The sequence below is a fragment of the Marinobacter xiaoshiensis genome (genome assembly GCF_031631795.1).
In the GTDB taxonomy this organism is placed as follows: domain Bacteria; phylum Pseudomonadota; class Gammaproteobacteria; order Pseudomonadales; family Oleiphilaceae; genus Marinobacter; species Marinobacter xiaoshiensis.
The window spans coordinates 614,655-629,530 of sequence record NZ_JAVMBO010000003.1 but is presented as its reverse complement, the minus strand read 5'-3'; the positions used below and the strand labels follow the sequence as shown (position 1 = coordinate 629,530).

Genomic DNA, 14,876 nt, shown 5'->3' with positions numbered 1-14,876 from the left:
TCACCCGGAAAAATGCAGTCAGAATGTGCAAATTTTAACCAGAAGCACCTACAGATGGCAGCCAACACCCGAAAAATAACTGTTCAGCTACCCTTCCAATGAAGTGGAAAACCGAAATCATCAGGTTTTCATAGGCTTGGGCAGCTCTCCTCAAATAGTTTTCAATAAAGTTATCCACAAATCTGTTGCTTATCAAGAGCCTTGTATTGACAAGCAACCCGTTGTTTTAAAAGGTATTAATAAAAACTATCCAAAGCTTGTCCGCAGCTTATCCAATTAATTATCCACAGGCTCTTATCCTGTCCGCCGTCTCAACCGCCACACCGCGATAAGCACCAGCCCATTAGCCGATGACAACAGCAAGAAGAAGCCCGGAATGCTTACATCCAGAACCCCGAGAACAAGGATACCTGTGAGCGCGCTCGCAACCATGAACAGCGCATTGATTACATTGAGAGCCGCAATGATTTGCGCCCGTTTATTTTGAGGGGTTTCATGCTGGATAAATGCGTAAAGGGGCACAATGAACAACCCGCCACAAACCCCGATGCCCACCAGATCGAGCAATACCCGGATGTAAGCCGGGTCGGTCACCAGAGTCCACCAGGTAGAAGGCTCCGGGCTTGCCGGTACTGCAAAGAACAGATCTATCCCTAACAGAGTCAGGCCAAGTGCGCCCCAGGGAACAGGGGCAAGAGTGATGCGATGTCGCGTAAGGCGCTCACACATCATCGATCCGATCGATATGCCCACAATAAACATGGATAGCAGAAGTGTGACCACAGTTTCATCACCCCGCAGATTACTCAGGGCAAAATTGGGAAACTGGGTGAGATAGGCTGCACCAAGAAACCAGAACCAGGAAATGGCGAGAATCGCCCAGAGTACCGGCTTGCGCTCGGCGGCCACACTCATGAGGTTCCAGGTTTCCAAAACAGGGCGGAAGCGAACTGCCTGCCCGTTGCTGACAACTCCGGTGTCTGGCACTTGTCTTGCGGCAATATAGCCCAGAACCGCCATCACCAGTACGCTTGTGGCCGTCAGCTTTGCGGCCCCCTCAAGCCCCATAAGCAAACCGGCTGCTATGGTGCCGAGCAAAATCGCCACGAAGGTGCCCATGCTCACAAGGCCATTGCCGCCCACCAGTTCATCATCCCCAAGCACCTGGGGCAAAATGGCGTACTTCACCGGCCCGAAAAACGTAGATTGGGCCCCCATCAGGAACAGCAACACCAGGAGCCCTTCGTACCAACCAATCCAGAGTGCCAGGGTGGCCAGTACCATAATGGCTATCTCAGCCAGTTTTACCTTGCGGATTATGGCGGCTTTTTCATAGCTATCCGCCATCTGCCCGGCAATGCCGGAAAACAGAAAGAACGGCAAAATAAACAGAAACGCAGCCAGATTGATTACCGTGTTCACAGATAGCCCCATCAAGCCCGTGGTCTTGTAGGCAATCAGCAACAGGAGTGCGTTTTTATAGAGGTTGTCGTTAAACGCCCCGGAAAACTGAGTGAGGTAAAACGGCAAAAATCGACGCTGTCCCAGTAGGCGGAACTGGCTGGATATGGCCATGAAAACATCCGGATTGTAGGGTCATGCCAGCCCGCTCATTAATCGATCGAACTGGCTTGGGATAAAGATGCCTGACGCTCCAGCTCATGTTCAATCGCATTGGCGGATTTCGCAAAGCCGGCCAGCAGATTGTATAGCACCGGAATGATAAACAACGTAAGCGTGGTCGCAAAAATCAGCCCACCCAGAATCACCATACCAATTGCTGCACGGCTTTCTGCGCCTGCGCCCGTGGCAACCACCAGAGGCACTGCACCGAAGACTGTGGATATAGTGGTCATCAATACCGGGCGGAAGCGCAAGGATGCTCCCGCCAGAATTGCCTCTTTAACCGCGTAGCCTTCATCTCGCAGCTGGTTGGCAAACTCCACAATCAATATGCCGTTCTTCGACATCAGCCCCAGCAGCATAATGATCCCGATCTGGCTATATATGTTCAGGCTGATGCCGCTCCACCACAATGCCAGCAGCGCGCCGGTTACTGCCAATGGCACAGGGAGCATGATGATCAGCGGATGAATCCAGCTTTCAAACTGGGCCGCCAGCACGAGGAACACGATAATGAAGGCCAAACCAAAGGTGACATAAATCGCTGAAGAGGATTCCTGAAACTCCCGGCTCAACCCCTGGTAGCTCAACCTGGCCTCTGAAGGCAGGCTGTCTACCGCCAAGGTGTTCAGATAGGTCAGTGCGGAGCCAAGATCGTAGCCATCTGCCAGAGATCCGCTGATAACCACGGCAGGCAGGCGATCTATGCGCCGAAGATCGGGGTTAGCCCCTTTCTCGGTGATTGAAACCAGTGCCTGCAGTGGAATCAGGTCGCCACCTTCTCTGGGGCGCAAGAATATCTGGCCCAGATCCGATGGGGTGGCACGGCTGGCATCATCTGCCTGCATTATGACATCGTACTCGCGGCCACGTTCCAGATAGGTGGTTACCTTCCGTGACGCCAACATGGTTTGCAGTGTAAGGCCCACATCTTCAATGGTAATGTCCAGATCTGCTGCTCGTTCGCGATCAATGGCAACACTGAGCTCCGGCCGGGTGAGTTCAAAATCGGTTTGCAGGTTCAACAGGTTGGGGTTTTCCTTGGCCCGCTCTACCAGTTCGTCACTCCAGGCTTGTACGGATTCATAGTCCGGCCCGGCAACCACGAACTCTACCGGTTGGCTAAAGCCACGCTGCCCCAGCCCTGGCGGATTAATGGCCACCATGCGAATACCGGAAATATCATCAAACTTTTTTCGAATCTCGCTGGTAACCTGCTGCTGCTTGACCTCCCGCTCGTCCCAAGGGGCCAACCCCATAATAATAAACGCGCTGTCTTCCCGCTCGCGGAAGCCGACAATGGACAACATGCGGCTGGCCGGTCCATCTTCCAGAAAAGGCATCAGCTTTTCTTCTGCCTGCTTTACATAGTGATCGGTGTACTGAACGGTAGCACCCCGAGGCGCATTGGCGGGCATAATAATCGTGCCCCTGTCCTCAATAGGTGCCAGTTCCTGAGGCAGTTTCGGAAATATCACAACTGCCACAACCAAACCCACCAGACCAATGCCCAGCACCAGGCCCGCTTGATTGAGTGAAAACTTCAGCAGCCGCTCATATCCACTGGTGAGTCCGTTAAGCACCTTCTCGATGATGGCCCAAAAACCACGCCCTTCCCCACTTTCCGGGCTGGGCTTTAACCATTTGGAGCAAAGCATGGGTGCCAGAGTCAGTGCCACCAAACTGGACACAACAACTGCCGCCGCAAGAGTGAAACCAAACTCCGCAAACAGCCGGCCTATGTTGCCGCCCATAAACGAAATGGGTACAAACACGGCAACCAGAGTCAGTGTGGTGGCAATTACCGCAAAGGCTACTTGCCTGGCACCGCGATAGGCCGCCAGCAGTGGTGGCTCGCCTTTATCAATTCGGCGCTGGATGTTTTCAAGCATTACTATGGCGTCGTCCACCACCAGGCCAATGGCGAGTATAACTGCCAGCAAGGTGAGCACGTTGATGGAGAAGCCCAAAAAGCCGAGGCCGATAAAGGCACCGATTACCGCTACCGGAATAGTTACTGCCGGAATCAGCGTAGCGCGCCAGGAGCGCAGGAACAGGAATATCACCAGGATGACCAACGACACGGCAATCGCCAGGGTGATCATTACCTCGCGAATGGAGGCGCGAATAAAAACAGATTCGTCGTAGCTTTCAGTGATGCTTATTTCCGGTGGCAGGGTTTCCCGTATTTTATCCAGCTCGCCCCGGACAGCATCTGATACTGCCACGGTATTGGCCTTGGACTGACGAATAATACCCATGCCAATGGCTGTTTGGCCGTTGGCCCGCAAGCGCCCGATATCGGATTCTACACCCATAACCACATCGGCGACCTCTCCGAGGCGCAGCAGTTGATTGCCATCTCGCCGAACCACTAATTCGCGGAATTCTTCAACCGTCGCCAGCCTGCCTTCAGCCCGCACGGTAAAGTTACGTGTGGAGGAATCTACCGAACCGGCGGGTAGTTCTACGTTGTTAGCGCGCAAGGCACGCTCTACCTCGGCCACAGTGATATCGCGAGCCGCCAGGCGTTCCCGGTCGAGCCACACGCGAATGGCATAACGGCGCTCACCACCAATTCGCACATCGGCAACGCCATCGACCACGGCCAACCGGTCTGCCAGAACCCGGTCGGCGTAATCACTCATCTGGGCTGAATCCCAAACATCGCTGCGCAGGGTCACCCACATCATGGGTCGGGCATCGGAATCCGCTTTGCGCACCACGGGTGGATCTGCTTCATCCGGCAACTGGTTGTTTACTCGCGAAATTGCATCGCGCACATCGTTGGCGGCAATGTCCACATCCCGGCTGGGGGAAAACTCAATAGTGGTATAAGACCCACCCTGGCGGGTGGACGACTGGATAGAACGAATTCCTTCTATACCGCTGATGGCACCTTCGATGATCTGAGTAATCTGGGTATCAACCACCTCAGCGGCCGCACCCGTATAGTTGGTCGAAACGGATACCACGGGTGGGTCAATGTCGGGGTATTCACGCACGGGCAGGCCAAACAAAGCGGCCAAACCAAACACGACAATCAACAGGCTGAGAACCGTGGCAAATACCGGGCGTTTGATGGAAATATCTGAAAGAATCACCGCTTACGACCCCACAGCACTGGTAAACCGGTTGTCTGGAATCGCGTTTTCATCATCTGTCACCCGGATGCGCTCACCACTGCTCAGACGGTCCTGGCCGGTCACCACTACCTGATCTTCTGCTGTCAGTCCTTTCGCAATTTCCACGCGCCCGGGCATGCGTGAGCCAACCGTTACGGGCACACGCCGTGCAATACCGTCTTCTGCCACAAATACATATTGTTCAGCACCACGAACCATCACCGCCTGCTCCGGAATAACCAGAGCCTGGCGTTCACGCAAGGTCAGGCTAACGGACATGAACTGGCCAGGGCGCAATCGCCCCTCAGTGTTATCAATCAGGGCCCGAACCGGCAAGGAGCGGCTAAGCTCGTCAATGCGGGAACCCAATTCAACGAGTTCGCCAATAAATGCCTGATCAGGGTAAGCCGGGGAGCTGCCCTGCACCTTCTGGCCCGGATTGATCTGGCCAAGAAAGCGCTCGGGAATGGAGAAATTCAGCTCCATGGGGGATGTAGCGTCCAAAGTGGTTATTGTGGTGCCTGCGGTAATATAAGCGCCGATACTGATATCGCTCAGGCCCGCCACGCCGGAGAACGGCGCTTCAATGCGATGGTTTTCAAGCCGAACCTGGGCCGCAGTGCGCTGAGCTTCGGACACCTCTACAGCGGTTCTCAGCTCATCTACGAAAGATTGGGAGATACTGTTGTTGTCACGCAGGCTTCTGGCGCGTTCGTACTGACGCCGGGCATCTGCCAACTGCGCTTCAATCACACCCAGATCTGCCCTTGCCTGCCGATCATCAAGCCGCAACAACAGGTCGCCCTGTTTTACCGGGCGACCGGATTTCAGGTTGATACCTACCACGCGGCCGCTGGTTTCTGTGGTCAGCTTAACGGCACTTACGGCTTTCAGGCTGCCAACTGCCCTGACCTGATCCTGCACCGTGTCGATTATGGGAAGTACTGTATTTACTGCACTGGGGGGGCGCTCAGAATCATCCTGGGCTTGAGACGAGTCATCCAGGCCCTGATAAATAAACGCAGCACCCAGTGCCAATACGACCAGCAGCAAACCGATCAGCCATTGTTTCAACATAGAGTCTCTCAGCAGACAGACCGGCCACTGCCGGGCATTATTTTTTCTGTATCACAAGCACAAGTTCACCGACATCAACCCCCCATTTGCTCATGGTGGTCTGGTTAATCAATGTGTCGGGCGTTACCAGATACATCCAGTCGTCCATTCGTACATCCAGGGTTCCATCGCCATAGGCTATCCGAAGCACGTAATTCATGTTTATGCTGTTACCGCTCCAGCGCATGGTTCCGGGCTCCGTCACATCGCCCGCTTCGGCATGAAAGCTGTCGCCGGTTGCCGATGGTGTTAACGTCCAGATCCTGGTTTGCACTTCGCCATCATCAAAACGGAATTCTTCATCCAGGGTACCCACACCAGATTGGTCCCAGGATGCGGAGATATCCGCATCGAACGTGCGAATCACTTCACCGGACATGTCCTTGACCACGCCACGGGCGCTTAGTTCACCGTTAAAGAAATCTTCAGGAACGAGCTTGGGCTCACGTTCTGAATAATCCGTCAGCGCCGGACCAGAGCAGCCCCCCAAAAGCGCCAAAATGGCGGTTAACACGAGTATAGAGCGCCGCCCGATTTTGGGTATCACAGAACACAGGTTTTGCACTTTTTTTACACTCTTCATAAACCTCTCCAACGGGTATTTCCATTCAGTCTTGCGATCAGGATTAACGCCTCATTGCCTGATACCTGAAATACGCCCCGGGAGAGCTCTTCGATCAGCGGATGGCCTGTGGAAAAATCAAGGACTGTCTTTGCTGACACCGCCATGAGCGCTTTTCGTCAATGGAATCCCCCACACTATGCCGTAAAACTGCACGCAACCTGGCGGTGAATAATCCCCGCTCGTAGATTTTCAGACCAGTACAGAGGATTGATTATGCCGGTATACAAGGCGCCTTTGCGTGACATGAAGTTTCTGCTGAATGAAGTGTTTGATTACCCAAAGCACTACGCCACATTGGCCAGCGGAGAGAACGCAACTCCGGATATCGTGGACGCTATCCTCGCCGAATGCGCTCGCTTCAGTGAGGAGCAGCTAAGCCCCCTATACCAGCCAGGTGATGAAGAAGGCTGTACGCTGAAAGATGGCGAGGTAACCACCCCGAAAGGCTACAAAGAAGCTTACGATCAATATGTGATGGGTGGCTGGCAGGGGCTTTCTGCCCCGGAGGAATACGGCGGCCAAGGTCTGCCCGCTTCCATGGGCCTGCTGAAGCAGGAAATGATGGGTACAGCGAACTGGTCGTTCTCCATGTATCCGGGCTTGTCCATGGGTGCCATGAACACCATCTATTTGCACGGTTCTGACGACCAGAAAGCCACCTACCTGCTGCCTATGACAGAAGGCCGCTGGGCCGGCACCATGTGCCTCACCGAACCCCAGTGCGGGACGGACCTGGGCCAGGTAAAAACCAAAGCCGAGCCGCAGGCTGATGGTACTTACAAAGTAACGGGTACCAAAATCTTTATCTCCTCCGGTGATCACGATCTTACCGAGAACATTATCCATATTGTTCTGGCTCGTCTGCCGGGCGCACCCAAGGGCACCCGTGGCATCAGCCTGTTTATCGTGCCGAAGTTTGTACCCACAGCCGAAGGTGGCGCAGGTGAGCGCAACGCCGTAGTTTGTGGCAGCCTCGAGAAGAAAATGGGCATAAAGGCCTCTGCTACCTGCGTTATGAACTTTGATGGCGCAACCGGCTACCTGATCGGTCCTGAGAACGAAGGCCTGGAGTGCATGTTCACTTTTATGAACACGGCTCGTATCGGTACCGCCATTCAAGGTGTCGGGCCCGCTGAGTTGTCATACCAATGGGCTCTGGACTACGCCAAAGAGCGCCGCTCCATGCGTGCGCTTTCCGGTAAGAAAGACCCCGAACATGTCGCTGACAGCCTGATTCACCACGCCGATGTTCGCCGCATGCTACTGACCCAGAAAGCTATCGCTGAAGGTGGCCGCGCCATGCTCTATGACGCCGCCCGCCTGGCCGATCATATGGTTGAAGGCTACGCCGCCGGTGATGATGAAAAGGCAGCAAAATACGATGACAAACTGGGCTTTCTGACCCCGATTCTTAAAGGTTTCCTGACGGAACTTGGGAACGAGGCAGCAAACCTTGGTATGCAGGTATTTGGTGGCCACGGTTACATTCGTGAACACGGCATGGAACAGATTGCCCGGGATACCCGGATTGCCACCTTGTATGAAGGCACCACCGGTATTCAGGCACTGGATCTGCTGGGCCGTAAGGTACTGCTAACCACCAAAGGCGGCGCAGTTCGTGAATTCACCGCCCGGATTGCAAACTTTGCCCGTAAGCATTTGACCGACAGCCGTGTGCGCCCATTTGCAGTGGAGCTGCTGAAGCTTACGGCACAATGGAATTTGCTTACCGTGCGGATCATGCTTGCCGCGCGAAAGGATCGCGATGTGGTTAGCTCTGCATCCTACGACTTTCTTATGTACAGCGGTTACGTATCCATGGCTTACATGTGGGCACGACAGGCGGTAGCAGCGGTAGATCGCCTGGATAACGGCGGCGATGACTCTGAGGCTTTCTATGCCACCAAACTGGCAACTGCAGAATTCTATTACGAGCGACTGCTTCCCAGATCCCAGGCTCACGCAAGTAGCATGCTGAGCCCCAGCAAAAACCTGATGCAGATAGGTGCGGAAGATATGGCCTTCACCGGATAGATCAACCGGTGATACTTTATCCCGGGTAGGAACCTACCCGGGTTTTTTTGCATAACTTTCTGTGCTTAAAGTCCGTACTTGGTCTCTATAGCCTCGTACATGCCATTGCTCCTGATCTTTCTGAGACCTTCCTGCAGTTTTTGCATGATTTTTTCAGAAGTATCCAGGTTCATGGCCAGGTACAATTCAGTCTCGTTAAACGAAAAGACCGGTTCAAGCCCTTCTACATCCTGCTGGGATGCGAAGTAAGGACCAGCCAGCCGGTCAGCAATCCACAGATCTACCTGACCGAGCTCAAGACGTTTCGGGTTGATGTCGTCACTCTCCATAGCAGACACCTTGTAACCGCGATCCAGCAAATACGTGGTCATGACGTCATTGCGGTATCCCGCATAAAGCATGCCTTTGGTATCTTCCAGCTTATCAATCTTCAGGTTAGTCCCGCTGCCGGCGAAGATTGTCCAAAGGTTTTTGGTCAGTGGGCCTACCCACTTAAACAGGTTCTCACGCTCTTCAGTGAAGGTTGTGCAGAAAATACCATGATTCTGCTTATCCAGGGCTCGATTGTAGCCATAATCCCAGTTACGTAATTTGATCACGTAATCCAGATCGGTGTTTTGCAGAATGGCTTTCACCATTTCAGTGCAAATACCGTCGATACTATTTCCATTGTGCTCAAAAGCCCGCCCGGAGGAACTCATGTTATAAGGCGGAAAGTTCTCCGTATAAAGAAACAGCTTATCCGATGCATAACCCTGCCCCGACGCCATGCTTCCTATCATTGCCACCATTAGTAGCACTATGTGACGAACGCTCTTCCTCACAGAAACTCTCCTTTTATCTTCAATAGGTTCGACCCAAGCACTACCTTGCAACGGGCTCAAACGAGTACTCAAGCCTGAGTACTGCTAGCTTACCGCAATGATAATGACTATTTCAGAAGTAAAATGTGTGTTTTCGTAAAACCCACATGAGTTAAAGGCGGCCAAAAAACACCCGCAGCCTTCAGGAAAGGACGTTAAATACCTGTGGCTCTGTTACCCCGAAAATCACATGAGGGAGTAACAGGGCCAAGGACTTGCAGATTACTGAGCCAGCACCATTGATTCTGGTTTCGGGGTGCTGTCTGTGCTTGGCGGCAACTCCGGGTAGCGCACTTCCGGTATTTTGCCGGTCAGGGTTTTCAGGAAAGCGGTGATAGATTTTACTTCATCATCATTCAGCTCTGCTCCCAACTGAGCGGTACCCATAACTGCAACCGCCTCTTCCAGGCTCCAAACGGCGCCTGAGTGAAAATAAGGGGCTGTGAGCTCAATATTTCGCAAGGGTGAAGCACGGAATACGTACTCATCCGAGGCCGTCTCGGTAACCGCAAACCGGCCTTTGTCACCGGTGGGCAGAATATCGGCACCAGGCTTGGTTACCAGGCCAAACGGATAGTATTCCTGGCCGCCAAGGTTAACGCCCGCATGGCAGGCCACACAGCCCTTATCCATGAACAGTGCCAAACCTTCTTGCTCCTGCTCGTTCAAGGCTGTTTTATCGCCGCGCAGGAACTTGTCAAAATCGGCATCTGGCGTAATCAGCGTGGCTTCATACGCTTCGATCGCAATCGCCATGTTGTTAAAGGTTACCGGATCATCCTCACCGGGAAAGGCTTGACCAAACTTCTCAACATAGGCTGGCATGCTGGTCAATGTCTTCACAACGCGCTCTGGCGTGCTGCTCATCTCAACGCCCGCCTGAACCGGCCCTTTAGCCTGCTCCGCGAGGTCCGCCGCGCGGCCATCCCAGAACTGGGCGGCGTTGAAGACAGCATTAAAGACTGTAGGCGAGTTGCGTGGCCCTTTCTGCCAACCGTGGCCAATAGAGACAGGAAGGTAATCGTGTCCACCCATACCCACGTTGTGGCAGGTATTGCAGCTGATCAGATGGCTTGCGGACAGACGGGGCTCAAAAAACAACATCTTGCCAAGCTCAACTTTCGCTTCCGTCAGTTCGTTGCCATCGATAACCGGTGGGTACTGGGGTATCGCCGAAAACATGTCCCGCGCACGCTCCTGCAAGTCGGCAGCCATGGCTGCTCCTGCGGTAAGGCCAAGGCTGACAGCGATAGCAAGCTTCAGTGTTTGCCGTTTCATCTTTCTGCTCTCTCATTAACAGGATTTACTGTTACCAAGCTAGCAGAAGGTTAATTTTTGTAAATAATTTGAAAGCTGCCGGCACAATTACCGGCAGCAAAATTGACGACCGTCAAATTCTCATATCGGCGATTGATGTGTCTCAGAATGAGTAGGTTGCAGACACCCACAAACGCCGACCTTCTTCCGAGTTGGCGTAGAGGTTTCCGTATTGGGCGCCGTTGTCATAGGCCTGATACTCGATAAAGTCTTCATCCAGAAGGTTATATATGGTGGCACTGAAACCCAGGTTTTCTGAAGCCTGATACTGGCCACCCAGGTGCACAAGGGTAACGGATTTGAAATCACCCAGGTCTGCATACGAAGCAGCCCCTCTGATCCTGTCCCGCGCACGGTAACGCTCGCTTTCGTACTGGGCCTTCACAAAGGCTGACCAGCGAACGGAAGGCACCCAGCGCAAGGAAATATTCGCCATATGCTCCGGTGTATCAGTAAGCGGCTCGCCTTTATTCTCTCCGGATTTTTGCTCGCTGTCGGTGTATGTGTAGTTTGCACCCAGACGCCAATCCTGCGCGAACGGCACTGAGCCATGCAGCTCCACGCCCTGGGTAATGGCTTCATCAATGTTCAGGTCCTGGCCAAACACATCCGCCAGAGGCCAGTTACCCCTATCAACACAGCCGGGTCGGTTTGGATCTTGTGCATAACTGCAGTTCAGCAGGTCGGGGCCTTCTGCAATTTTGTCAGTGAACTCGTTGTAGAACACCGTTGCACCCACCCGGTAGCCCGCCGGCTTTTCGTAGATCACTGCCAGTTCCGTTGATGTTGATTTCTCGGGTTTCAAATCCGGGTTCCCGAACAGTGGGATGGTGCCCTGCCCGGTAAAACCGATAACGCCGGGGGCCAACTGCTCAAGGCCTGGTGTTTTGTAACCTCGGCTTACGCCACCTTTAACCGTTAGCTCGGGTGTAGAGTTCCACACAAGATAGGCTCGTGGGCTGAACTGGCCACCAAACGAATCATGGTGGTCATACCGGCCACCCAGAGTCAGGGCGAGATCCTCGGCCAGGAACCACTCGTCTTCTACGAACAGGGCTTGGGTTTTCTGCTTGAATTCGTCCGTTGCGACGCCATCGATCATCCGTGCATCAAGCCACTGACCGCCGACTGTCACCACGTGATTGGCTAATGGCATTACCAACTTACTGTCGATTACACGGTTTTCCGTTTTCAGTTCCCGGTCAGACCCCGGCGTCTTCCCGGGCACACCTTCGGGAATAACCCGGCCGATGGTTTCCGTCACATTTCTCATGATGCTGGTTTCCAGCGTGCCGATATCGAACCGACCAGTGTGGCCCACAGCAAACTGGTCACGATCGAACTCCAGCTCCGGTTTGTAACCTTTTACGCCCAAGGTACCCAATTGCCCTTCTGAGTTATCGTAATCCTGTTTGCTGCTTTCGATATCCAACCAAAGGTCATTCGACTCTCCGGGCGTTACAGTAAAGCGACCACCAACCGTATACTGTTCAGACTCAACCGGGCTCGGCCCTCGGGTGCTGACTTCAATCGGATCGCCGTTCAAGTCCAGATATTCCAGTTTGGACTCATCCCTCTCAAACCAGCGACCACGCAGCTGAAAGCCAATCAGGTCGTCCACCAGCGGTCCATTGGTATAGGCGCTATAGGCTCGGCTGTTACCAAAATCACTGTCCTGGTTGAGTGTCGTTTCTGCTGTGAGGGTAGATGCCCATTCCGGGCCAACTTTGCGGGTGATGATGTTGATAACACCACCCATGGCGTCAGATCCGTAAAGGGTCGACATGGGACCACGTACAACTTCAATGCGTTCAATTGCGGAAGGGGGCGGCAGGAAGCTTGTTGCGGTCTGGCCAAAACCATTAGGGGTTACGCTGCCAGCGGTGTTCTGCCTGCGACCATCAATCAGAATCAAGGTGTATTCTGAGGGCATGCCACGCATGCGTATATCGAAACCGCCAGTTTTACCGGCAGAGCCACTGACATCCAGGCCTTCCACGTCATCCAGAATATCCGTAAGACTGAACGCTTGTTTGCTACGGATCTCTTCACCGGAAATAACAGTAATACTGGCAGGCGCAGCAGACTGGCTTTGTTCAAAGCCGGAGGCGGTTACCACCAGCTCATTCAGCTCCGCAGGTTGCGCTTGTGCCGCCGTATTGAAAACAAGCGCGCTGCAGGCCGCACCCATGGCTATCCGATAAAACAACATACCATTCCTCCTTTTGACGATGTCATAAAGGTGAGAATGATATTACTTCTCATTTACAAATAGCAATAATACTTATGTGAATAAATCCCTTAATGCCCCGTTTTTCCGTTGCGGCACAACACAGTTCCCCGATCACCTACTGCATAAACTGCTCCACTGCGGGTAGCACAAACCGCCCGTAAACCGGCATCGCTGCCACTTACCTCTGTTACCCACTGATCACGATCGAGTCGCAGGACACAGCCCCGGGTACCCACAGCGAAAGCCCCTGCGGCATCTGAACCGGATATCGCCAGCAGGTCTTCCCGCAGGCGCGTAGCCATTTGCTGCCAACGCTGGCCATTGAAATGTGCCAGGGTGCCCGACAGCCCAACGGCGTAGATATTGCTCAAGCTGTCGCCCCAGATTCCATAAAGGAAATTCTCGGTGCCCACATTGAACTCACTCCAGTCTTTGCCGTTGTGTCTCAACACCAGCCCGAAGTCGCCGGGGGCCAGCATGTGCTCGTCATCCATGGCCCATAGACTGTACAGGGCAGACTGAGTGCCACTGGGCATCCGCTGCCAGCGCAAGCCGTCGAAATGCAGAATCAGACCTTCATCGCCCACGGCATAAAGAGATTCAGGGCTGCTGCCCCACATGCCAAGAATGGTGAGATCCAGATTCAGATCATAGTGCAATGCCCACTGCTGGCCATCGAAGCGATAGATACGCCCCAGTTGTCCGGCGGCAAACAGCCCTGCCCCGGTATCCCACAAACAATGCACCGCCAATTCGCTGGGGGCCGGTAACAACTCCCAGCTGCCACCTCGCAGGCGTATCACTGTGCCGGCTTCGCCACAGGCATAACAGGTGCCGTCCGGGCCTTCGGTAATGCCCCAGAGTTGGTTTTCGGTGGGCACAACCATGGTTTGCCAGGGGCTGGCCGCGGCGGCCATGGGCGGCGGTGCCAGTGCCTGGGTGAAATCTTCGGCAGCCGTCATGATGGTGCCGAAATCACCGACCACCAGTGCCTCGCCTGTAGACAGCAGGATAATATCCATCAGATCGTGATGGCTGTTGCTCTCCAGCTTGTCGAGGCGCAAATCCTTGAAGTAGTACAAATGACCCTGGTCGCCAACAATCAGCACACCGCCTTTATAGGCTTTGAGCGATCTCAGGCGCGGCATGGGCTCATCAAATTTGAGAGCCTGAAACTGGCCGTTCTGATAACGCACCAGTTCTCCACGAAAGCCGCCCTGATTAACAAAATACCGACCACCGCCTAACAGCAAGCTACCATCGTCCATTACCAGCAAGGCATGAAATCCGGAACCCAAGGGGCAATCGAGTTTTGTCCACAACCCTTCGCTGTCACGGTGGAGCACAGTGCCTTCGCCACCAGCGGCGTAAACGGTGTTATTGGGTCCACAGGCGACTGCCCGCAGATTAACCTGGGTTGGACTCTGCTCGGACTGCCAGTTGGCACCGTCAAAATGCAGAATTACGCCATCGTCACCCACGGCCCAAGCCATGCCCTGATCGTTACCGTCGATGGCAAACAGGGGCGTGTTTTCTTTACAGGCAGCAAATCGGCCACCCTTTTCATCTATCACCCCACCCCGCAGCAGCTGCCATTGTGCGCCATCGAAGTGCAACAGAGCGCCCATCCAGCCCACGGCATAAAGATTATTAGCCGCAGGCCCCCAAATACCGTGCAACGGCAGGCGCGTTGGCACTGCCATGTGCTGCCATTGCGCGCCGCCGGCATCGGCGCTGCTGGTATAGCGCAATACCATGCCTTCATCGCCCACAACAAACAGCTCGCCATTGCCGGTCCAGCCCGACCAGAGCACGTCGCCATCGCCGGCACCGACTTCCGGTACCCGGTGCCAGGGAGCGCGGCCGGGTTGACTGGCATTATCTGTGCCTAAAAGCTGGCGAAAAAAACGACGGCGTTCCGGCGCGCGAGTGTCAGTCAT

Annotated in this window: 9 protein-coding genes; 1 reads left to right on the top strand and 8 read right to left on the bottom strand. The window is 54.1% G+C overall.

The genetic code is table 11. The features are described from left to right. Positions 1 to 294 precede the first annotated feature (294 nt). The 4 genes from RKA07_RS02770 to RKA07_RS02755 are packed head-to-tail and all read right to left on the bottom strand — an operon-like array spanning position 295 to position 6,447. Complete coding sequence (locus RKA07_RS02770; RefSeq protein WP_310965493.1) at positions 295 to 1,575, bottom strand: MFS transporter; 1,281 nt, start codon at positions 1,573 to 1,575, stop codon at positions 295 to 297. A gap of 38 nt (positions 1,576 to 1,613) precedes the next feature. After that, positions 1,614 to 4,727: an efflux RND transporter permease subunit gene (locus tag RKA07_RS02765; protein WP_310965492.1), complete on the bottom strand. Its 3,114-nt coding sequence runs from the start codon at positions 4,725 to 4,727 to the stop codon at positions 1,614 to 1,616. Positions 4,728 to 4,730: 3 nt separating this feature from the next. Then, a complete protein-coding gene (locus RKA07_RS02760; RefSeq protein ID WP_200201624.1) occupies positions 4,731 to 5,825 on the bottom strand; it encodes an efflux RND transporter periplasmic adaptor subunit in 1,095 nt (364 codons plus the stop codon). Positions 5,826 to 5,862: 37 nt separating this feature from the next. Beyond that, a complete protein-coding gene (locus RKA07_RS02755) occupies positions 5,863 to 6,447 on the bottom strand; it encodes a DUF3833 domain-containing protein (protein WP_200201623.1) in 585 nt (194 codons plus the stop codon). Between the two features lie 255 nt (positions 6,448 to 6,702). Between RKA07_RS02755 and RKA07_RS02750 the strand changes: the two genes are divergently transcribed. Further along, positions 6,703 to 8,523, top strand: coding sequence for an acyl-CoA dehydrogenase C-terminal domain-containing protein (locus RKA07_RS02750; RefSeq protein ID WP_200370868.1), 1,821 nt, complete (start codon positions 6,703 to 6,705; stop codon positions 8,521 to 8,523). 65 nt (positions 8,524 to 8,588) lie between these two features. Here RKA07_RS02750 and RKA07_RS02745 read toward each other — a convergent pair whose 3' ends face one another. From RKA07_RS02745 to RKA07_RS02730, 4 genes are all read right to left on the bottom strand, one after another. Next, positions 8,589 to 9,347, bottom strand: coding sequence for a substrate-binding periplasmic protein (locus tag RKA07_RS02745; protein WP_310965491.1), 759 nt, complete (start codon positions 9,345 to 9,347; stop codon positions 8,589 to 8,591). A 261-nt stretch (positions 9,348 to 9,608) separates the two neighbouring features. After that, the gene (locus RKA07_RS02740) at positions 9,609 to 10,664 is read right to left on the bottom strand and encodes a cytochrome-c peroxidase (protein WP_310965490.1); all 1,056 of its coding nucleotides are present in this window, start codon (positions 10,662 to 10,664) and stop codon (positions 9,609 to 9,611) included. Between the two features lie 142 nt (positions 10,665 to 10,806). Then, positions 10,807 to 12,915, bottom strand: a complete 2,109-nt coding sequence (locus tag RKA07_RS02735; RefSeq protein WP_200201620.1) for a TonB-dependent receptor domain-containing protein — start codon at positions 12,913 to 12,915, stop codon at positions 10,807 to 10,809. A gap of 89 nt (positions 12,916 to 13,004) precedes the next feature. Next, a complete protein-coding gene (locus RKA07_RS02730) occupies positions 13,005 to 14,876 on the bottom strand; it encodes a WD40/YVTN/BNR-like repeat-containing protein (RefSeq protein ID WP_310965489.1) in 1,872 nt (623 codons plus the stop codon).